Origin of the sequence: Nocardioides sediminis (assembly GCF_003047295.1) — a bacterium.
GTDB lineage: Bacteria > Actinomycetota > Actinomycetes > Propionibacteriales > Nocardioidaceae > Nocardioides > Nocardioides sediminis.
The window spans coordinates 780021-800375 of the sequence record NZ_PZYZ01000001.1 but is presented as its reverse complement, the minus strand read 5'-3'; the positions used below and the strand labels follow the sequence as shown (position 1 = coordinate 800375).

Genomic DNA, 20355 nt, shown 5'->3' with positions numbered 1-20355 from the left:
CTCAGGCGATCACGTGCTCGGCCATGTCGACGACGGGACGGTAGCCGAGCGCCTCGTAGATCTTGTTGGACGTCGGGTTGGCCTGGTCGGTGAAGAGGCACATCCGGTGCCCCTGCTCGAGGCCGCGACGGGTCAGGGCCCCGACCACGTGGCTGGCGATGCCCCGCCCGCGGTGCTTGCGCGGCGTATAGACCGGGCCGATCCGGGAGACCCCGTACGACGGCAGGCTGGCGCCGGTGAGGTGCGCGACCTCGCCGTCCGGGAGCTCCCAGAGCCACTCGACGCCCTCGCGGATGCGGACCAGGGCGCTCTCGCGGGTGTTGTGCTCGCCGCCCGCGTGGTCCGGAGCCCGGCCGGCCTGCTCGTCGGCCTCGGCGTGGAAACGGCGGAACCAGTCGAGCACCAGGTCGACGTCCGCCTCGGTCGCCCGCCGCAGTCTCCCCTCGGGGGCCGGGGGCACGTCCACCGTCGTGGCCTCCCACAGCCGGGTGTGCTTGCCGACGGTCATCGTCGCGGCGGAGAGCCGCGCCGACTCGGCGGCGAGGACCCCCGCGCCGGGGAGCACCCCGTTGCACCCTCCCAGCACGTCGCCGCGGTCCTGCAGGGCCGCGGCGAGCAGCGCGGCGGCCTCGTCGGGCATCGCCAGCGAGTAGGTGGGCCACGGCTTGAAGGGCGCCGTGCGCATCGCCGCACCGACGACCGCGCCCGCACCGTCGCGCACCGCGAGCCACCAGCGGTCGAACGGCGCCCCCGCCTCGGGCCAGGAGTCGCGTCCCTGCGCCAGCTCGCGCGCGGTCCGCTCGGTCACGCTGGCGATCACGCTGCCCAGGACGGGCTCGGCCGCCAACAGGTCGCCGGCGGCGTCGAGGAAGGTGTCGGGACGGTCGTGGAACTCCAGGTGCATGGCGCGACGCTAGCCAGCCCGCGCCCCGCCCCGTAACTGGTTTTCGCAGGCGAGAGGCGCTTCCGTAGCATGCGCACCATGACTGAGAACCCCGAGAACCAGGCCCCGGACACGACGACCGCCGAGCGGCGTGCCGTCGTCGTACCGGACAAGGCCGTGCTCGAGGGCCTCGAGTCCCGCTGGTCCGAGCGGTGGAGGGCCGACCAGACCTATCGCTTCGACCGCACGCGCCCCCGCGACGAGGTCTACTCCATCGACACCCCGCCGCCCACGGTGAGCGGCAGCCTGCACGTCGGGCACGTCTTCTCCTACACCCACACCGACCTCATCGCGCGCTACCAGCGGATGCGGGGCAAGACGGTCTTCTACCCGATGGGCTGGGACGACAACGGCCTGCCCACCGAGCGCCGCGTGCAGAACTACTACGGCGTCCGCTGCGACCCGTCCCTGCCCTACGACGCCGACTTCACCCCGCCGGAGAAGCCGGACCCCAAGAAGCAGGTCCCGATCAGCCGTCCCAACTTCATCGAGCTGTGCGAGCAGCTGGTGGAGGAGGACGAGAAGGTCTTCGAGTCGCTGTGGCGGACCCTGGGCCTCTCGGTGGACTGGGAGGAGAACTACACGACCATCGGGCCCAAGTCGCAGGCCGTCAGCCAGACCGCCTTCCTGCGCAACTACGCCCGCGGCGAGGCCTACCTGCAGGAGGCTCCCACGCTCTGGGACGTCACCTTCCAGACCGCCGTCGCCCAGGCCGAGCTCGAGGCCCGCGACTACCCCGGCGCCTACCACCGCGTGGCGTTCCACCGCCCCGACGGCCAACCGGTCCACATCGAGACGACCCGCCCCGAGCTCATCCCCAGCGTCGTGGCCCTCATCGCGCACCCCGACGACGAGCGGTACGCCGACCTCTTCGGCACGACCGTGACCTCGCCGGTGTTCGGGGTCGAGATCCCCGTCCTGGCGCACCCCGCCGCCGAGCCCGACAAGGGCGCCGGCATCGCCATGTGCTGCACGTTCGGCGATCTGACCGACGTGATGTGGTGGCGCGAGCTCGACCTGCCGGTGCGGACCCTGATCGGCCGCGACGGCCGGATGCTCCGCGAGACCCCCGAGTGGCTCTCCGGCGAGACCGCCGCGGCGGCGTACGAGGACCTCAAGGGCAAGACGACCTTCAGCGCCCGCGAGGCGGTGGTCGCCAAGCTGCGCGAGACCGGCGACCTCGACGGCGAGCCGACGCCGACCCAGCGGATGGCCAACTTCTACGAGAAGGGCGACAAGCCGCTCGAGATCGTCGCCACCCGCCAGTGGTACATCCGCAACGGCGGCCGGGACGCCGCGACCCGCGCCGAGATGCTGTCCCGGGCCGACGAGGTCCAGTGGATCCCGGCCCACATGAAGCACCGCTACGACAACTGGGTCGGAGGCCTCAACGGCGACTGGCTCATCAGCCGCCAGCGGTTCTTCGGCATCCCGTTCCCCGTCTGGTACCCGCTCGACGACGCCGGCGACCCCGACTACGACCACCCGCTCATGCCCTCCGAGGCCGAGCTGCCGGTCGACCCGTCGACGCAGGCCCCGCGCGGCTACGACGAGGAGCAGCGCGGCAAGCCGGGCGGCTTCATCGGCGACCCGGACGTCATGGACACCTGGGCGACGTCCTCGCTGACCCCGCAGATCGCCGGCGGATGGACCACCGACGAGGACCTCTTCGAGCGGGTCTACCCCTACGACCTCTGCACCCACGCCCACGACATCATCCGCACCTGGCTCTTCAGCCGGGTGGTGCGCGGCCACTTCGAGCAGGGCTCGGCGCCGTGGCGCACCGCGATGATCTCCGGGTTCATCGTCGACCCCGACCGCAAGAAGATGTCGAAGTCCAAGGGCAACGTGGTCGTCCCGACCGAGATCCTCGACAAGTACGGCGCCGACGCCGTCCGCTGGCGGGCCGCGCTGGGCCGTCCCGGGCTGGACTCCCCCTTCGACGAGTCGCAGATGAAGGTCGGCCGCCGGCTGGCGATGAAGGTGCTCAACGCCTCCAAGTTCGTGCTCGGCAACGTCGGCGCCACCTCGCTCGACCACTTCGCCGTCAGCGAGCCGATCGACTGCGCCCTGCTCGGACGGCTCGAGGTCGTGGTGCGCAAGGCGACCGAGGCCTTCGACGCCTACGACTACACCACCGCCCTCGAGGTCACCGAGAAGTTCTTCTGGGAGTTCTGCGACGACTACCTCGAGCTGGTCAAGGAGCGCGCGTACGACGAGGACGGCGGTCCCGCCACCGCCTCGGCCAGGGCGGCGCTCGCCGTCGCGCTGCACGTCCAGCTGCGCCTGCTCGCGCCGTTCCTGCCCTACGCGACCGAGGAGGTCTGGTCGTGGTGGCAGGAGGGCTCGATCCACCTCGCGTCCTGGCCGGTCGGCACCGACCTCGGCGCTGCCGCCGCGGCCGACCCGACGATGGTCGACGCGGTGGCCGCCGCCCTCATCGGCATCCGCGGCGCCAAGTCCCAGGCGAAGGTCTCCATGAAGGCCGAGCTCTCCCGCGTGGAGATCAGCGGCCCTCCCGCACTGGTCGACGCCGCGGAGGCGGCGGCCGGTGACCTGCGGCGCGCCGGCAAGATCACCGGCGACCTGGTGTTCACCCGCGACGAGTCGGCGCAGCAGATCTCCGTCGACGCCGAGGTGGCGACGGCCTCGGAGTAGGCCCGGCGTCTGCCTCGCAGACCCGGTGTCCCGGGGTCGGTCCGTGACCGACCCCGGGGCCTGCGGCGCTCGGACCGGCGGCGTACGACGCCCCTCGGCGCGGTGAACCTGTCGCGCGCGGCCAGGTGGCCGGCTCAGTGCTGGGTCGCGGCCTTAGCGGCGTCCTTGGCCGCCGTCGCAGCGTCCTTGGCCGCCGTCGCAGCGTCCTTGGCTGCGTCCCTCGCTGCGGCCGCAGCGGCCTTCTCGGCCTCCCTGGCGGCCTTGTCGGCCTCCTTGGCTGCCGCCCTCTCGACCTTCTCGGCCTCCTTGGCGGCCTTGCGGGCGGCGACGACGGCCTCCGCGGCGGCCTGCTCGGCCGTCTTCTCGGCCTGGCGAGCGGCCCGCTCGGCGGCCTTCTCGACCTGACGCGCGGCCCGGGCCGCAGCCCTGTCGGCAGCCTGCTGTGCCCTCGTGGCTGCCTGCTCCGCTGCCTTCTCAGCAGCGTCCTCGACGGCCTGCTCCGCCGCCGAGGGGACGGGAGCCGGAGCGGTGGTCGCCTCGACCGGCGTGGTGACGAGCTCGGTCGTGGTCTGGCCGACGGGGGTGACCGCGCCCGCACCGGCGCCGGACGCGACCGCCACCGCCACCGCCCGGCGTACCCGCGTGGGGGCCGCGGTGGCCACGCCCGTCGCGGCGGCAGTGGGCGCGGACGTCGTGGAGGTGAGCGCGACGGGCTCGCGACCGGTCGGCGCCTGGCCCACGGGCGTGCCGGAGGCAGCCGGGCGAGGCTCGGGGGCCGCCACGGCGACCTGGCCCCGACCGGGAGTGAGCAACCCGACGAGCGCGTCCGTGCGGATCGCGTGCCCCAGCATGACGGCGCACAGGATCGTCACCAGGACGAACGCGTACAGCGGTCGCTTGTGCTCAGCACTCACCCGAGAACCCCCTTGGAACCATCGACCCCCATTCTCGCGCGCGATCCGGGTGCCTCACACCATCGATAGCCCAAATAGCCCGAAGTGACTAGTCGGAGCATGGCCCGTTCGGGCCACCCGCCCGTCATTCCGTCGGGGTCGGCTCCTCAGCCGCGGTGTCGACCTCCGGCGCGGGCTCGACCGGAGCCCCCGCCGTGTCGTCACCCCCCGGCTCGTCGGCCGCCTCGGCCGGCGCCTCGGCCGGCGTCTCGGCGGGCTCCTGCACCGGAGTCGTGGAGGATCCCTCGACCGGAGTCTCGACCTGCACGGCGGCCTCCTGCGCCGTGGTCGTGGAGGTCCCCTCCGCCGCTGTCCCGGCCGGCTCCGGGGCCGGCGCCTCGGTGGTTCCCTCGGCCGGCGTCTCGGTGGTTCCCTCGGCCGGCGCCTCGGTGGTCCCGTCGGCCGGCGCCTCGGTGGTCTCGTCGGCCGGCTCCTCGGCCGGTGCCTCGGTGGTCCCGTCGGCCGGCTCCTCGGCCGGTGCCTCGGTGGTCCCGTCGGCCGGCTCCTCGGCCGGCGCCTCCACCGGCTTCTCGTCCGGAACCGGGGCCGCCTCCTCGGCCGGGACCTCTGCCGGGGTCTCGACGGGCTCGTCGGCCGGGGGTGCGGCGGGGGTCGGCGGGTCGAGGACGACCTGGCGGTCCGAGTTGGTGTCCGGCACCGGCTCGTCGTCCTTGGCGGGACCGCCGCTCTCCTTCGCCACCTCCTCCACGCGCTCGAGGGCCTGCTCGGCCCGGCGCTGGGCTGCGGTCGCCTCCGCGGCCGCCTTGTCCGCGATCTTGCGGGCACGCACGGCCTCGACCAGGGCTGCGGCCGCCACGAGCTGGCCCGCGGGGTCCTTGGCGGTCGCTGCCGCCTGCACCGCGACCTGCTCGGCCTGCTGCGCGACGCCCTCGGCCACCTGCGCCTCCGCGGCCTCCTTCACGGCCTGGGCGACGGCACGCTGGGCCACGAAGACGGCCTGCTGCACGGTCTCGGCCGGTGCCACCGGGTCGACCGTCTCGTCGTCCTCGACGCCGACCGCGGCGTCATCCGGTGCGGTGTCGACGGAGGCGTCGGGGCGGGTCGGCGCCTCGGTCTCCGCGGGCGCGTCGGAACCGTCCGTTCCGGGAGTCGGCGTCGCGGGGGCCGATCCCTCACCCGGGGCCGGGTCCGGCGCGTCCCCCGGCTCCGGGACCGAGTCGGGCGTCGACGTCGACGGCGGGCTCGTGGCCGGGAACGAGGGGCTGACCTCGCCCTCGGGCGGTCCCTCGTCGGCGGCGGGCGGGGCAGCGGACGTCGTCTCGGACGCAGCGTCGGACGGGCCTGCGGAGGACTCGGACGGAGCCACGCCGGAGGCCACCCGGCCACCCACGGCACCGGGGTCCGAGGACGCGACAGGGCTGCCACCCGCCTCGTCGCGGTTGGCCTGACCGAGGAGCACGCCGCACAGGATCGCCACGATGACGAACGCGAGCAGCGGCCCCTTGTGCTCTGCGTGCACCGAGAGACACCCCTTCAGCTCGAACGTCTCCAGTGTGCGTGATCACACGACGTCAGCCACGGGCCGTGCAGCGATCTGACGAAAACTGACTAGGCCACACCACCCGATCGGGGCATGGGGTGCTGGTCAGGCCGACTTCTTCTTCTTCGCCTCGGTCTCGCGCGGCACCAGCGTGGGCGCCACGTCGTCCTCGACGACCTCGCGGCTGACGATCACCCGGCCCACGTCCTCGCGGGACGGGACGTCGTACATCACGTGGAGGAGGACCTCCTCGATGATGGCGCGCAGCCCGCGTGCACCCGTGCCGCGCTCGAGGGCCTTGTCGGCGATGGAGGCGATGGCGTCGTCGGTGAACTCGAGCTCGACACCGTCGAGCTCGAAGAGCTTCTGGTACTGCTTGACCAGCGCGTTGCGCGGCTCGGTGAGGATCTGGACGAGGGCCTCGTTGTCGAGCTTGCTGACGCTGGCGATGAGCGGGAGCCTGCCGATGAACTCGGGGATCAGGCCGAACTTGGTGAGGTCCTCGGGGCGGACCAGCGCCATCAGGTCCTGGGCGTCGCGCTCGGCCTGGCCGCGGACCTCGGCCGTGAAGCCGAGCGACTTCTTGCCGACCCGCTGCTCGACGATCTGCTCGAGGCCCGCGAACGCACCGCCGACGATGAACAGGATGTTGGTGGTGTCGATCTGGATGAACTCCTGGTGGGGGTGCTTGCGACCACCCTGCGGGGGCACCGAGGCGGTGGTGCCCTCCAGCATCTTCAGGAGCGCCTGCTGGACGCCCTCGCCGGAGACGTCGCGCGTGATCGAGGGGTTCTCCGCCTTGCGGGCCACCTTGTCGATCTCGTCGATGTAGATGATCCCCGTCTCGGCCTTCTTGACGTCGTAGTCGGCCGCCTGGATGAGCTTGAGCAGGATGTTCTCGACGTCCTCGCCGACGTAGCCCGCCTCGGTCAAGGCGGTGGCGTCGGCGATCGCGAACGGGACGTTGAGCATCCGGGCGAGGGTCTGCGCGAGGTAGGTCTTGCCACACCCCGTGGGGCCGATGACCAGGATGTTGGACTTGGAGACCTCGACGGCCTCGTCCTTGGTGTGCTTGCCACCGACGGGCTGCAGGCCGGCCTGGACCCGCTTGTAGTGGTTGTAGACGGCGACGGCCAGGGACTTCTTGGCGTGCTCCTGGCCGATCACGTAGGAGTTGAGGAACTCGAAGATCTCCCGCGGCTTGGGCAGCTCGTCGAGGCTGACCTCGCTGCCCTCGGCGAGCTCCTCCTCGATGATCTCGTTGCAGAGCTCGATGCACTCGTCACAGATGTAGACGTTGGGGCCTGCGATGAGCTTCTTGACCTGCTTCTGGCTCTTGCCGCAGAAGTTGCACTTCAACAGGTCGCCACCGTCACCGATACGAGCCACGGGTCGTTTCCTCCGGATCCTGCCGGGAGGGTCCCGGCGCTTTCAAACTCCTCGACGGTACCCCGTGCCGGCCCCGCGCGGGCGCCGGACACGGAGCATCGCCGTGAACTGCCTTGGTCAGCTGGTGAGCGCGGGGGCGCCCTTGCGCGACTCGATCACCTGGTCGATCAGGCCGTACTCGACGGCCTGCTCGGCGGTGAGGATCTTGTCACGCTCGATGTCCTGGCTCACCTGTTCGATGGACTTGCCGGTGTGCTCGGCGATCATCTTCTCCAGGAGCTCGCGCATGCGCAGGATCTCGTTGGCCTGGATCTCGATGTCCGAGGTCTGGCCGAAGGTGCCCTCGGTGTAGGGCTGGTGGATCAGGATGCGGCTGTTGGGCAGCGCGAGGCGCTTGCCCTGGGTCCCGGCGGCGAGCAGGATCGCCGCGGCCGAGGCCGCCTGCCCGAGGCACACGGTCTGCACGTCGGGCTTGATGAACTTCATCGTGTCGTAGATGGCCGTCAGCGCGGTGAACGAGCCGCCGGGGCTGTTGATGTAGATGCTGACGTCCTGGTCGGGGTTCATCGTCTCCAGGCACATCAGCTGGGCGATGACCGCGTTGGCCACGTCGTCGCTGATCGGGGTGCCGAGGTAGATGATGCGCTCCTCGAACAGCTTGGCGTAGGGGTCGATGCGCCGGAACCCGTAGGACGTGCGCTCTTCCCACTGCGGGATGTAGTAGTTCACGGTGTCAGTCCTTCTGCCGCGCGGGGCGGCCCTCGTCTGCTGCCTCGCGGGCGCTGGTGATGACCTGGTCGACGAGGCCGTACTCGACGGCCTGGTCGGCGGTGAACCAGCGGTCGCGGTCTGCGTCGGCGATGACCTGCTCGACGGGCTGGCCGGTGTGCTCGGCGATGAGGTCGAGCAGCACCTTCTTGATGTGCAGCGACTGCTGCGCCTGGATCTTGATGTCGGAGGCCGAGCCACCCATCCCGGAGGACGGCTGGTGCATCATGATCCGCGCGTGCGGCAGGGCGTAGCGCTTGCCCTTGGTGCCCGCGCACAGCAGGAACTGGCCCATCGAGGCGGCCAGGCCCATGCCGACCGTGGCGACGTCGTTGGGGATGTAGTTCATCGTGTCGTAGATCGCCATGCCGGCGTCGACGGAGCCACCGGGGCTGTTGATGTGGAGGAAGATGTCGGCTTCGGGGTCCTCGGCCGAGAGCAGCAGCAGCTGGGCGCAGATCGCGTTGGCGTTCTGGTCGCGCACCTCGGAACCGAGGAAGACGATCCGCTCGCGGAGCAGCCGCTGGTAGATGTGGTCGTCGAGTCCGTACATCGACCCGGCGCCGTTCATCTCGGGCGAGAGAGCTGGGCTGGAGTTCTGGTTCACGTCAGCGACACTAGCCCGAAGCGCCGACACTTCCACGCGAACCCCGCCCCTGTTCGCCCACAGCGGATTCAGGCCCGGGGCGGGACGCTCAGGCCAGCCAGTCGCGCAGCGCCTGGTGCACGCGCGGGTGGTTGAGCAGGTCGAAGTGGCCGGTGCCGCCCACGTGGAGCACGTCCGCCCCCGGGAACAGGTCCACGCCGCTCCCCCGCCCGTGGGCGGAGTCCCGGCGCACCAGGCCGTCGCCGAGCACCGCGCCGAGGGGGTGCCGGGGCGAGCCGGTCAGCGTGGCCGCCACCAGGCGGTAACGCGCGTGCGGGAGAGGAGCCACGTCGTGGGCCAAGCCGTGGACCAGGTCGTGCACACCGACCGAGCGCCAGTCCAGGACGCGCCCGAAGGCCGCCGATTCGGGCAGCCACCCCAGCCCCCGGCTGCCGGCACCCACGGCCCCCGCGACCGGCGACCCGAGGTGTGGGGTCCCGAGGGTCACGACGTCGCTCACGAGGTCGACCCAGTGGTCGTCGCAGTCCTCGCACCCGTCGGCCACGTCGGCGGCCGCCCGCATGACCAGACCACCCATCGAGTGGCCGACGAGCGCGATCCGCGTGACCGGCACCGGCCAGGAACGGGTGAGGTCGTGGAGCACCGAGGTGAGGGCGGCACCGTTGACCCGCAGTCCGAGCCCCGTGTTGGCGCGCAGCATGACGGGGCTCCACCCGCGCGCGGCGAGCGCCTCGGCGTACGTCGTCCCCACCACGTCCCGCCCGCGTGACCAGAAGGTCTCGTCCTCGCAGAGGCCGTGCAGGAAGACCACCAGCCGTCCGGTCGCGTCCGGGTACGCCGTGCGCACACCGTCCGAGGTCAGGTCGACGTCGCGACCGCCCACCCGCACCGCCATCGGGATGGACCACCGCGGACGCTCCCGGGCGAGCCGGTCCCCGATCAACCCGTTGACCGCCGCGCGGAGGAGGCGGCCCCCGCGGCGCTCCTCGAGCCGTCCGCCGACGCGCCCGTCCAGGCCCGCGTCCGCGGCCCGGTCCAGACCTCGGCGCGCCGCCCCCAGGCCCGCGGCGAGCCCGCCGTACACGCCCGTCGCGACGGTCCGGTGCACCCGCCCGGCCAGCGCCGACGAGGGCCCCAGCGCGGGGTCGAGCAGCCCGTGGACGCGGTCGACCCAGGCGAGGTGGGTGTCGCGCGCCGTGCGGACGCCCAGGCCGTCGACGACCTCGGCGGCCAGCGACAGGGTGTCGAGCAGTCCGGGACCGGGTGTCGTGGCGGCCATGGGCGGCAGCCTAGCGACCGGTGGACGCCTGTGCACCGGCTGTCGCGCGGGTCCGCTCGGGGCTCCCGGTCGGCGCGGATCCGGTCCAGACTCATCCCCATGCCGGACATCGGCCGAGCAGGCGCGCACGACCGCAGGGACCTGGGGCCCGCCGACGTGCCCGACGACGAGCTGGCCGCCATGGTCGCCGCGCTGTGGGGCGTGCCCGCCGTCGAGCTGCTCGGCAGTGCCACGTCGCCGGTGGCCTACGACGTCCCCTCCATCACCACGGCGTCCCGCACCTGGGTCACGGGCACGGCGGACGCCGGCGCCGGCCCGCGGGAGTTCAGGCTCTTCGTCAAGCACGTCCACCGGTTCGACCGCTCGCCGTTCTTCGCGACCGTGCCGCCGGAGGTGCGGACGTTCGCCACGATCGCCCTGCCGTGGGAGGCCGAGGCGCTCGTCTACCGCTCCGACCTCGCCGCCAGGCTCCCCGACGGGCTCGGCATGCCGCGGTGCCTGGCCGTCCACGACCTCGACGAGGGGTCGCGCAGCATCTGGCTGGAGGCCCTCGACCCCGTCCCGGGGCCGTGGAGCGACGCGGAGTACGCCGAGGCGGCGCGACTCCTCGGACGCCTGTCGGGCAGCCCAGAGGTCGCCGGACTCGCCGCGCTCGACCCGCACGTGTGGCACGTCGACCTCATGGTCGCCGGCCGGCTCAAGCACGGGGTGATCCCACCGCTGCTCGACGACGACCTGTGGCGCCACCCCGCCCTGGCCGGGACCTACGGGCCGGTGCTGCGGGACCGGCTGCTCGACGCGGCCGCCCGCGTGGACGACGTCGCCGCCGAGTTCGCGGCGCTGCCGACCGCCGCCAGCCACGGGGACGCGTGCCCGGGCAACCTGCTCCGCGTGCCGGGGCGGGACGGGCTCGTGCTCATCGACTTCCAGTTCTGGCGGCCCCAGCCCCTCGGCCACGACCTCGGCCAGCTGCTCGCGGGGGACCTCCAGCTCGGCACCCGACCCGCCCTCACCACCGAGGAGGTGGCGGACCTCGACGAGCTGATCCTGCGGGCCTACCTCGACGGCCTCGCCGAGGAGGGTGCGGACGCCGACCCCCACGTCGTACGCCGCGGGCACGCCGTGTCGATGATGCTGTTCGTCGCGCTGCCCTCGGTCCCCGTGGAGCTGCTGGAGTCGGTGCCCGCCGACCGGCTGGCCGCGCTGGCCACTGCCCGCGCGGCGCTGGCGACGTACTGCTGCGACCTGCTGGACGCGACCGCGAGCTGACCCGGGACCGGCTGCCCCGGACGCACGGGCGGGGCGCCCGGATCGCTCCGGACGCCCCGCCGTGGCAGTGCAGTGGTGCTGCTCGGGCCGATCAGGCCTGGGCGGTGTCCTCGGAGTCCTCGCCGGCCGCGGCGTTCTCGGCGGGCTCGTCACCCTCGACTGTCGGCTCACCGATGGTGCCGTCGGGCTGCAGGTTCTTGAGCTCGACCGGGTTGCCCGAGGCGTCCTTGACGGTCGCCGACTCCACGATCGTGGCGAGCGCCTTGCCGCGCAGGATCTCCTGCACGAGCTCGGGGATGTGGTTGTGCTCGAACATGTGGTTGGCGAACTCCTGCGGGTCCTGACCGGACTGCTGGGCGCGCCGCACCAGGTGCGAGGAGAGGTCCTGCTGGTCGACGCCGAGCTCTTCCTTCTTGGCCACGGCGTCGAGGATGAACTGGGCCGCGATGGCGTCCCGCACGCGGCGCTCGAGGTCGGCCTCGAACTCCTCGGTGGTCTGGCCCTCGTCCTCGAGGTACTTCTCCATCGTCAGGCCGGCGTAGACGAGCTGCTGCTCGACGTTCTCGCGGCGCGCGTTGAGCTCGTCGGCGACCATGGTCTCCGGGAGCGGGATGGAGACCTTCTCGAGCAGCGCCTCCAGGACGGCGTCGCGGGCGGCGGCGGCCTGCTCGAGGCGCTTGCCGCGACCGAGACGCTCGCGCACGTCGGCGGTGAGCTCCTCGGCGGTGTCGAACTCGGAGGCCATCTGCGCGAACTCGTCGTCGACCTCGGGCAGGTGCTGCTCCTGCACGCCGGTGACCTTGACGGTGACCTCGACGTCCTCGCCCACCAGGTCGCCACCGACGAGCTGGGAGGAGAAGGTCTTCTCGTCGTCGGCCTTCATGCCGACCAGGGCCTCGTCGAGGCCGTCGAGCATGCCGCCGCGACCGACCTTGTAGGACATGCCGGAGACCTCGCCGCCCTCGACGGTCTCGCCCTCCTTGGCGGCGGTCAGGTCGATGGTCACGAAGTCGCCGTCGGCGGCCTCGCGCTCGACCTCGGTGAGGGTGCCGAAGCGCTCGCGGAGCGCCTGGACCTGCTCCTCGACGTCGGCGTCGGTGACCTCGACGTCCTCGACCTCGGCCTCGAGGCCCTCGTAGGCCGGGAGCTCGAACTGCGGCTTGACGTCCACCTCGGCGGTGAACTCCAGCGTGTCGTTGTCCTCGAGCTTGGTGACCTCGATCTCGGGCTGGGCGAGCGGCTCGAGCTCGTTCTCCCGCAGGGCCTCCATGTACTTGGCCGGGACGACCTCGTTGATGGCCTCGTCGAGGACGACGCCGCGGCCGACCTGGCGGTCGATCACCGCCGGCGGGACCTTGCCGCGGCGGAAGCCGGGGACGTTGATCTGCTGGGCGATCTTCTTGTACGCCGCGTCGAGGCTCGGCTTGAGCTCCTCGAAGGGCACCTCGACAGTCAGCTTGGCCCGGGTCGGGCTCAAGTTCTCGACGGCGCTCTTCACAGGTTGTCTCCTCAGTGTCTGCAGTGGTGTCCGCGTCCCGCGCGGAACGGCAGGACGACGATGTGGTCTGGGGGCGCCGGGCGCTGTGCGCCAGCGGCTCCGGGCCTCAGGGCAGCCTACTGGGCACCCGACGGGCCACCGAAATCCGCTGGTCGGGGCGACAGGACTCGAACCTGCGGTCTCCTGCTCCCAAAGCAGGCGCGCTAGCCACTACGCTACGCCCCGCCAAGTGGGTCTCTCCGGGGCGGAAGGACCCGCTTGGAGCGGATGACGGGAATCGAACCCGCGTAATCAGTTTGGAAGACTGAGGCTCTACCATTGAGCTACATCCGCGTGCCTCTCCGAGGCGGCCGCCAGGCCGCTCCGACGCGGTGTCATGGTGCCACACCGCGCCACACCTGCCACAACCGAGCCGGGTCAGCGCCGGTGGACGAGCAGCAGGGCGCGGTCGTCGTTGCGCGACCCGAGGGCCTCGATGAGCCGGGCGGCCCCGCCCTCGAACTGGCCCCGCAGCAACCGCTCGGCCTGGCCGAGCATCCGGTCGACCCCGAGCATGATGTCGCGTCCCGAGGTCTCGACCATGCCGTCGGTGTAGAGCAGCAGGGCGTCCCCGGGCTTCATGACGCCCTCGACGCAGTCGTACGCCGTGCCCTCGATGAGGCCCAGGACCGGGCCCTCGGCCTCGAGCACCGACCATCGGCCCGACCCTGCGGTCCGCAGCGCGGCGGGCGGGTGGCCGGCCGAGCGGACGGCGTACCGACCGGTGTCGAGGTCGAGGGAGAGGTGCACGGCGCTGGCGAACCCCTCGTCCCAGTCCTGGTCGAGCAGGAAGTCGTTGGCGGCGACCAGGAACTCCTCGGGCGGCAGCGCCCGCAGCAGCCCGCCGAGCGCCCCGGAAAGCAGCAGGGCGCGGGTCCCGGCGCCCTCGCCCTTGCCGGAGACGTCCACCACCGCGACGTCCAGCCGGTCGTCGTGGCGCGCCGCGACCACGAAGTCGCCGGCGAAGGCGGTGCCGCCCGCTGAGCGCAGCTCGCTCTCCACGAGCCAGGTGTCGGGGAGGTCGGGGATGCGTCCCTGCTTGAGGATGCGGTCGCGCAGGTCGACGAGCATCGACTCGCCCCGCAGGCCGGCCACCCCGAGGCGCGAGCGCCGGAAGCTGGACAGCAGGATGATGAAGCCGACCGTGAACACGACCAGGACCGTGACGGCGATGCGCTTGGTGATGTCGGGCTGCTGCGGCACCAGCACGGCGAGGAGCAGCAGCACGAACACGACGAACCACGGGAGCTGCCGGGGGCCCAGCACCAGGCTGCCGATCACCAGCGGCACGATCAGGGTGTTGATCGGCGACCAGTCCGGGACCTTCCAGATCGCGAGCGAGATCGCGAGGGCGAGGATGACCAGCACCCCCAGCGCGCGCGACTCCGGCGGCATGACGCGCATGAGCCAGTCCTCGAAGCGGCGACCGAGGCTCGGCGACGCGCCTGCGGATCGGGCTGTGCTCATGTCCTGGGTCCTTGCGGGGGTCGGTGCGACGACTGTAAGGCCCGGGAGCGGAACCGGGGCTGACAACGCGGACACCAGAAGACATTTCGCCCGGCGAGCACCTCGGTCCGCACGGTGGAGCCGCACACCAGGCAGGGCTGGCCGGTCCGCCGGTAGACGTAGACCTCGCCACCGTGGTCGTCTTGCCGCGGCTCACGGCCCATCGCCTCGGGCGTGTGCTCGGGGCGCACCGTGTCGATGCGGTTGGCGACGACGCCCTGTGCCATCAGCACGACCAGGTCGTCCCAGATCGCGTGCCACTGCCCGACGCGCAGCGTGGTCCCCGGACGGAGCGGGTGGACACGGTGGCGGAAGAGCACCTCGGCCCGGTAGACGTTGCCCACGCCGGCCAGCACCGCCTGGTCCATGAGCAGGTCGCCGATCGGCCGGTGGCTGGCCTTGATGCGCCGCCAGGCCCGCTCGGGCTCGGCGTCGGCGCGCAGCGGGTCGGGCCCGAGGCGGGCGATGACCTCGTCGCGGCGGGCGGGACCGACCAGGTCGCACCGGGTGGCGCCGCGCAGGTCGGCGTACGCCGTCGGGCCCTGCCCCGTGGTCACGATCCGCAGCCGGACCTGGCCGACCGGAGGTGGCACCTCGTCGACCCCGGTGTGCACGTCGAAGGAGCCGATGAGGCCGAGGTGGACGTGCACGAGGCGCTCGTGCTCGAGCTCCACGAACAGGTGCTTGCCGGCGGAGTCGGCACCGACCAGGAGGCTCCCGTCGACGAGGGCGGCGTCGGCGGCGAAGCGCCCCTGCGGGCTGCCCACGTGGACGCGGCGGCCCGCGAAGGCGGTGTCGAGGTCGGTGGCGAGGCGCCGGAGGGTGTGCCCCTCAGGCACCCGTGCGGTCCTCCGCGGGACCCTGGAGCGCCGACGCCGGCAGCGGGGGGAGCTCGCCGCTGGTGTCGTACGTCGAGAGCTGTCCGATGCGTCGTACGTGCCGCTCGTCCTCGGTGAACGCGGTGGTGAGGAAGACCTCCACGAAGCGCACCATGTCGTCCAGGGAGTGCATGCGGCCGCCGACGGAGACCATGTTGGCGTCGTTGTGCTCGCGCGCGAGGACGGCGGTCTCCTCCGACCAGACGAGCGCGCACCGGATGCCCTCGACCTTGTTGGCGGCCATCTGCTCGCCGTTGCCCGAGCCGCCGATCACGACGCCGAGGGCGTCGAGGCCCTCGGCCCGGTCGGCCGCCACGCCCTCGGCCGCGCGGAGGCAGAAGCAGGGGTAGTCGTCGAGGGCGTCGTAGACGAACGGCCCGTGGTCGACCGGCTCGTAGCCGTGGTCGACGAGCCACGTCATCAGGTGGTCCTTGAGCTCGAGGCCGGCGTGGTCGGAACCGAGGTGTACGCGCATGGCAGCAGTCTCTCAGGCCGGAACGGCGATCAGCCCAGGTGCTGGTCCACGAAGCCTGAGACCTGCCTCACCAACGGCTCGGCGGCGGTGAACTGCGCGTGCCGGTAGAAGCCGTGGGTCTGCCCCAGGCAGCGGATGCCGACCGTGGCGACGCCCTCCTCGGCGAGCCGCCGGGCCAGCTCCTCCCCCTCGTCGCGCAGCGGGTCGTGCTCGGCGGTCGCGACCAGGGTCGGGGGCAGCGTGCCGAGGCGCTCCGAGCGCAGCGGGGCCAGGTCGGGGTGGTCCCAGGCCGACTCGTCGGCGTACTGCTCCCAGTACCAGCGCGCCTCGGCGGGGTCGAAGCCGCTGGGCACGCCCTCGGTGTACGACGGGTGACCCGCGTGCGGCTCGAGGAACGGGTAGACCAGGGCCACGGCCGCGAAGAGGCCGGGGTTGCGCAGCGCGGCGACGAGCGCGAGGTTGGCCCCGGCCGAGTCGCCGTGCACCGCCCATCGACCGGGGACGCCCTGGCGGCCCAGCCACCCCAGGGCGGTGTCGACGTCGTCGGGAGCCGCGGGGAAGCGGTGCTCGGGCGGCTTGCGGTAGCCGACGCTCAGCACCCGGCGGCGGCTGCGGTTGGCCAGCCGCCGGCTGAACCCGTCGTGCACGTCGATGTCGTTGAAGACGAACCCGCCGCCGTGCAGGTGGACGACCACGCCGTCCACCGCGTCGACCGGCGTGTAGAGCCGGGACGGGACCCCGTCGGCGTCGACGTCCCTGGCCTCGGCCACCTCCTCGCGCGGCTCCTCCAGGCTGGCCAGCCGCGTCTGCTCGCGGTGGCCCGCCAGGTCGTAGCCGGGAGCACGGAAGTCGGGACCGTCGTCGGCCGCGACGGCCGCTCGCACCTCGGGATACATGCCGCCAGTCTGCCGGTGCCGGGCGAAGGTCAGCGCACGATCTTGAAGTTGAAGGTCGCGGTGCCGAGCGAGCCCATCAGCCGCAGCCACACCGGGAGCAGCATCTCGGTCCCGCGTGCCGTCGTGATGTCGCCGAGGTCGATCACGTCGGTGTGGCCGAACTCGGTGAGCATCGCGGTGACGACCGCCTTGGCCTCGGCGTCGTCGCCGGAGACGAAGACCGTGCTGGCCTCGGGCAGCGAGCCGGGACGGACCATCAGCCCGGCCGTGAGGGTGTTGAGCGTCTTGACGACGCGCGCCTCGGGGAAGGCGCGCTGCACCTGCTCCCCCAGCGAGTCGGTGTCCTTGACGAACAGCGTGGGCGGGAAGCCGGCCGAGAAGTCGAGGGGGTTGCTGATGTCGACCAGCACCTTGCCGGCCAGGTTGTCGGCGCCGGCCGCGGCGAGGATGTCGAGGGCGGCGACGCCGCTGCCTGCGTGGACCACCACGTCGGCCGCGGCTGCCGCCTCGGCGAAGGTGGCCAGCGCGACGTCGGGGTGCTCCTCGGCCCAGGCGGCGTACGGCGGGTTGCCCATGCCGTCGGGCTCGGTGCGGGCGAGGGTCGCTCCGGGGTCGCGCGTGCCGACGGTGACCTCGTGGCCGAGCTCGGCGAGCCGGTCGGCGACGGTGCGTCCGACCGTGCCGGTGCCGAGGACTGCGTACTTCATGGGTTCCTCCTGGAAGAGCGGGGGCAGACAGATCTGTCTACGTCTGGGGGAACGCTAGCAGACAGATCTGTCTAGGTCCACGGTAGGCTGACCCCATGGCCACCTCGAGCCCCGCTCCCCCCGCCCGCGAACGGATCCTCGCCACCGCGTTCGCCCTCTTCTACGCGCACGGCATCCGCGGGGTCGGGATCGACCGGATCATCGCGGAGTCGGGCGTGGCCAAGGCGACCTTCTACAAGCACTTCCCCGCCAAGGACGACCTCGTCCTCGCCTACCTCGACCGGGTCGACGAGGTGTGGACCGGGCAGCTCCACGACGCCGCGGCCGCCGCAGGCCCCGACCCGGCCGCCCAGCTCGTCGGCGCGTTCGACGCCCTGGGCAACGCCTGCCGGCGCGACGGCTACCGCGGCTGCGCCTTCATCAACGCGGCCGCGGAGAACCCCGCCGGCAGCCGGGTCCACGACCGCACGCTGGCGCACAAGGAGGAGGTGCTCTCCTGGCTGGCGGGACTGGCCCGACAGGCCGGCGCCGAGGATCCGGAGGGGCTGGCGCGCACGCTCACCCTCCTGCTCGACGGGGGGCTCGCGAGCGGCGCGCTGGACGCGCGGCCCGACGCCCCCGTCGCTGCACGGGCAGCAGCCGCCGCGCTCGTGTCCGCCGCCGTGGACTGACCGCTTCAGGCCTCGAGCGACTTCTCGAACCACCAGCCGGCGTCGGGGTTGCCGTTGTAGTCCTCGACCTCGCGGTAGCCCGACGAGCGGTAGAGCGCGACCGCCGGGGCCATCTCGCGCCCGGTGTCGAGGCGGACGACGCGAGCGCCGAGGGCGGCGGCCTCCGCCTCGAGGGCTGCCACGATGCGACGGGCCAGCCCGCCACCGCGCGCCGACGGGTCGACGTACATGCGCTTGACCTCGGCGACCTCCGGGGACAGCAGCCGCACGCCGCCGCAGGCGACGGCCTCAGCCCCGCGCCAGCCGACCAGCCAGGCGCCGATGGGCGGGGCGAGCTGCTCGGGAGTCACACCACCGGACCACCCGTGGTTGAGCACGACGCCGAGCGAGACCAGCTCGGCCTCGTACGCCGCCAGCAGCCGCAGCGACGCGGGCGAGTCGACGGAGCCGGCGCGCAGCTCGACCTCATCCGCCAAGGCGGGCGAGCTCCTCCTCGACGACGGACGGGTCGAGCTTGGTGAAGACCGGCGTCGGCTTGTCGACCTTGGCGCCCACCGTCACCGGCCGCGACTCCCACGCCGGGGTGGCGGTGTAGTCACCGGTGATGACGGGGTAGGACACGAGGCCGGCGCCGTTGTCCGGCTCCAGCTCCTCGACCTGCTCGATGCGCGGCATCGGCATGAACTCGCCCTCGCCGCCGAGGACCAGGTGGACCTTGTTGGCCGCGTGCGGCAGGAAGGGCGAGAGCAGTGTGTTGCAGTCGGACACGCACTGGGCGGCGACGTGCAGCACCGTCGCGAGGCGCTCGCGCTGCGACTCGTCCTTCATCTTGTAGGGCTCGGTGACGGTCAGGTACTTGTTGACCTCGCCGACGACCCGCATGGCCTCGGCGATGCCAGCGCGCAGGCGGTGGTGCGAGATCAGCCCTCCGACCGTGTCGAAGCCGGTGCGCACGGCCTCCAGCACGGCCTCGTCGACCGGCTCCAGCTCACCGACCTCGGGGATCTCACCGAAGCTCTTGGCGATCATCGTGGCGGTGCGGTTGACCAGGTTGCCCCAGCCGGCGACGAGCTCGGAGTTGTTGCGGGTGACGAAGTCCGCCCACGTGAACGCCGCGTCGGAGGTCTCCGGCCCGGCGGCGCAGATGAAGTAGCGCAGCGGGTCCGGGCCGTAGCGGGCCAGGAAGTCGCCGACGTAGAGCACGTGGCCCCGCGAGGTGGAGAACTGCTGGTCGCCCATCGTGAGGTACTCCGAGGAGACGACCTCGGTGGGCAGGTTGAGGACGCCGTACTCCCCCGGCTCGCCCCCGCGCGCACCCTGGCCGTTGTAGGCGAGCAGCTCGGCCGGCCAGATCTGGGAGTGGAAGACGATGTTGTCCTTGCCCATGAAGTAGTAGGACAGCGCGTGCGGGTCGTTCCACCAGTCGCGCCACTTGTCGGGCTCGCCGAGGCGCCGGGCCCACTCGATGGACGCCGACAGGTAGCCGATGACCGCGTCGAACCAGACGTAGAGGCGCTTGGTGGGCTGGTCCTCCCAGCCCGGCACCGGGATGCCCCAGTCGATGTCGCGGGTCATCGCGCGCGGGCGGATCTCCTTGAGGATGTTCTGGCTGAACTTGATGACGTTGGGCCGCCACGTGCCGCTGGCCTCCCGCTCGTCGAGCCAGGCGCCGAGCGCGTCGGCCAGGGCCGGCAGGTCGAGCAGGAAGTGCTGGGTGTCGACGAAGCTCGGCGTCTCGCCGTTGATCTTCGAGCGCGGGTCGATCAGGTCGGTGGCGTCGAGCTGGTTGCCGCAGTTGTCGCACTGGTCGCCCCGCGCGTCGCCGTACCCGCAGATCGGGCAGGTGCCCTCGATGTAGCGGTCGGGCAGGGTGCGCCCGGTGGATGGACTGATGGCGGCCTGGGTCGTCTGCTCGACCATGTAGCCGTTGGCCAGCACGGTCCGGAACATCTCCTGCACGACGCCGTAGTGGTTGCCGGTCGTGGTGCGGGTGAAGAGGTCGTAGGACAGGCCGAGGTCGGCGAGGTCGGTCACGATGACCGCGTTGTTCTTGTCCGCGAGGTCCTTGGCGGAGACGCCCTCCTTGTCGGCCGTGACGAGGATCGGCGTGCCGTGCTCGTCGGTGCCGCTGACCATCAGGACCTGGTGACCCGCCATCCGCATGTAGCGGGAGAAGACGTCGGAGGGCACGCCGAAGCCGGCCACGTGGCCGATGTGGCGCGGGCCGTTGGCGTAGGGCCAGGCGACTGCGGAGAGGACGTGGGTCATGGCGACGATCCTAGTGAGCGGCCGCCGCCGACCATCCGCCGGTCGCGCTA

At 72.3% G+C, this 20355-nt stretch carries 18 protein-coding genes and 2 tRNA genes; 3 read left to right on the top strand and 17 right to left on the bottom strand.

From position 1 onward, the window contains the following. Position 1: 1 nt before the first annotated feature. Positions 2-904 carry a GNAT family N-acetyltransferase gene (locus tag DAI17_RS03880; RefSeq protein WP_107771526.1) on the bottom strand — a complete coding sequence of 301 codons (903 nt, stop codon included), beginning with the start codon at positions 902-904 and terminating at the stop codon, positions 2-4. 78 nt (positions 905-982) lie between these two features. Between DAI17_RS03880 and valS the strand changes: the two genes are divergently transcribed. Continuing rightward, on the top strand, positions 983-3601 hold the full coding sequence (gene valS / locus DAI17_RS03875; protein WP_107771764.1) for a valine--tRNA ligase: 2619 nt from the start codon (positions 983-985) through the stop codon (positions 3599-3601). Positions 3602-3735: 134 nt separating this feature from the next. Here the strand turns inward: valS and DAI17_RS20865 are convergent, their stop codons facing one another. The 6 genes from DAI17_RS20865 to DAI17_RS03845 form a co-directional block, all read right to left on the bottom strand. Beyond that, positions 3736-4515 carry a hypothetical protein gene (locus DAI17_RS20865; protein WP_159081339.1) on the bottom strand — a complete coding sequence of 260 codons (780 nt, stop codon included), beginning with the start codon at positions 4513-4515 and terminating at the stop codon, positions 3736-3738. Between the two features lie 124 nt (positions 4516-4639). Continuing rightward, complete coding sequence (locus DAI17_RS03865; RefSeq protein WP_107771525.1) at positions 4640-6034, bottom strand: hypothetical protein; 1395 nt, start codon at positions 6032-6034, stop codon at positions 4640-4642. Positions 6035-6160: 126 nt separating this feature from the next. Further along, positions 6161-7444, bottom strand: coding sequence for an ATP-dependent Clp protease ATP-binding subunit ClpX (gene clpX / locus DAI17_RS03860; protein ID WP_107771524.1), 1284 nt, complete (start codon positions 7442-7444; stop codon positions 6161-6163). 117 nt (positions 7445-7561) lie between these two features. Further along, positions 7562-8173 (bottom strand): ATP-dependent Clp protease proteolytic subunit, encoded by a 612-nt coding sequence (locus DAI17_RS03855; RefSeq protein WP_107771523.1) that lies wholly within the window; start codon positions 8171-8173, stop codon positions 7562-7564. Positions 8174-8177: 4 nt separating this feature from the next. Continuing rightward, complete coding sequence (locus tag DAI17_RS03850) at positions 8178-8765, bottom strand: ATP-dependent Clp protease proteolytic subunit (protein ID WP_325049846.1); 588 nt, start codon at positions 8763-8765, stop codon at positions 8178-8180. Between the two features lie 142 nt (positions 8766-8907). After that, positions 8908-10098 carry a lipase family alpha/beta hydrolase gene (locus DAI17_RS03845; protein WP_107771521.1) on the bottom strand — a complete coding sequence of 397 codons (1191 nt, stop codon included), beginning with the start codon at positions 10096-10098 and terminating at the stop codon, positions 8908-8910. A 99-nt stretch (positions 10099-10197) separates the two neighbouring features. Here DAI17_RS03845 and DAI17_RS03840 point away from each other — a divergent pair, with 99 nt between their 5' ends. Further along, the gene (locus DAI17_RS03840) at positions 10198-11367 is read left to right on the top strand and encodes a phosphotransferase (RefSeq protein WP_107771520.1); all 1170 of its coding nucleotides are present in this window, start codon (positions 10198-10200) and stop codon (positions 11365-11367) included. A gap of 91 nt (positions 11368-11458) precedes the next feature. On the opposite strand, the gene tig is transcribed toward DAI17_RS03840, so the two are convergent. The 8 genes from tig to DAI17_RS03800 form a co-directional block, all read right to left on the bottom strand. Further along, a complete protein-coding gene (gene tig, locus DAI17_RS03835) occupies positions 11459-12865 on the bottom strand; it encodes a trigger factor (protein WP_107771519.1) in 1407 nt (468 codons plus the stop codon). 149 nt (positions 12866-13014) lie between these two features. After that, positions 13015-13090: transfer RNA gene (locus DAI17_RS03830), tRNA-Pro, on the bottom strand. A 34-nt stretch (positions 13091-13124) separates the two neighbouring features. Continuing rightward, positions 13125-13198 (bottom strand) — tRNA-Gly (locus DAI17_RS03825). Positions 13199-13282: 84 nt separating this feature from the next. Continuing rightward, positions 13283-14371 (bottom strand): PP2C family protein-serine/threonine phosphatase, encoded by a 1089-nt coding sequence (locus DAI17_RS03820; RefSeq protein WP_107771518.1) that lies wholly within the window; start codon positions 14369-14371, stop codon positions 13283-13285. Next, entirely contained in the window at positions 14368-15249 is an 882-nt protein-coding gene (locus tag DAI17_RS03815) for an Fpg/Nei family DNA glycosylase (RefSeq protein ID WP_107771517.1), read from the bottom strand. The genes DAI17_RS03820 and DAI17_RS03815 overlap by 4 nt, the downstream gene beginning before the upstream one ends. After that, positions 15242-15763, bottom strand: a complete 522-nt coding sequence (locus tag DAI17_RS03810) for a ribose-5-phosphate isomerase (protein ID WP_107771516.1) — start codon at positions 15761-15763, stop codon at positions 15242-15244. Before DAI17_RS03810 ends, DAI17_RS03815 begins: the two co-directional genes overlap by 8 nt. A gap of 29 nt (positions 15764-15792) precedes the next feature. Then, complete coding sequence (locus tag DAI17_RS03805) at positions 15793-16659, bottom strand: alpha/beta hydrolase (RefSeq protein ID WP_107771515.1); 867 nt, start codon at positions 16657-16659, stop codon at positions 15793-15795. A 29-nt stretch (positions 16660-16688) separates the two neighbouring features. Next, positions 16689-17366, bottom strand: coding sequence for an NADPH-dependent F420 reductase (locus tag DAI17_RS03800; RefSeq protein WP_107771514.1), 678 nt, complete (start codon positions 17364-17366; stop codon positions 16689-16691). 95 nt (positions 17367-17461) lie between these two features. On the opposite strand from DAI17_RS03800, the gene DAI17_RS03795 reads away from it, so the two are divergent. Beyond that, a complete protein-coding gene (locus DAI17_RS03795; RefSeq protein WP_107771513.1) occupies positions 17462-18037 on the top strand; it encodes a TetR/AcrR family transcriptional regulator in 576 nt (191 codons plus the stop codon). Positions 18038-18042: 5 nt separating this feature from the next. On the opposite strand, the gene DAI17_RS03790 is transcribed toward DAI17_RS03795, so the two are convergent. Together DAI17_RS03790 and metG are read right to left on the bottom strand one after the other, a co-directional pair. After that, positions 18043-18513, bottom strand: coding sequence for a GNAT family N-acetyltransferase (locus DAI17_RS03790; RefSeq protein WP_107771512.1), 471 nt, complete (start codon positions 18511-18513; stop codon positions 18043-18045). Next, positions 18503-20305, bottom strand: coding sequence for a methionine--tRNA ligase (gene metG, locus DAI17_RS03785; RefSeq protein ID WP_107771511.1), 1803 nt, complete (start codon positions 20303-20305; stop codon positions 18503-18505). Before metG ends, DAI17_RS03790 begins: the two co-directional genes overlap by 11 nt. Positions 20306-20355: the final 50 nt, after the last annotated feature.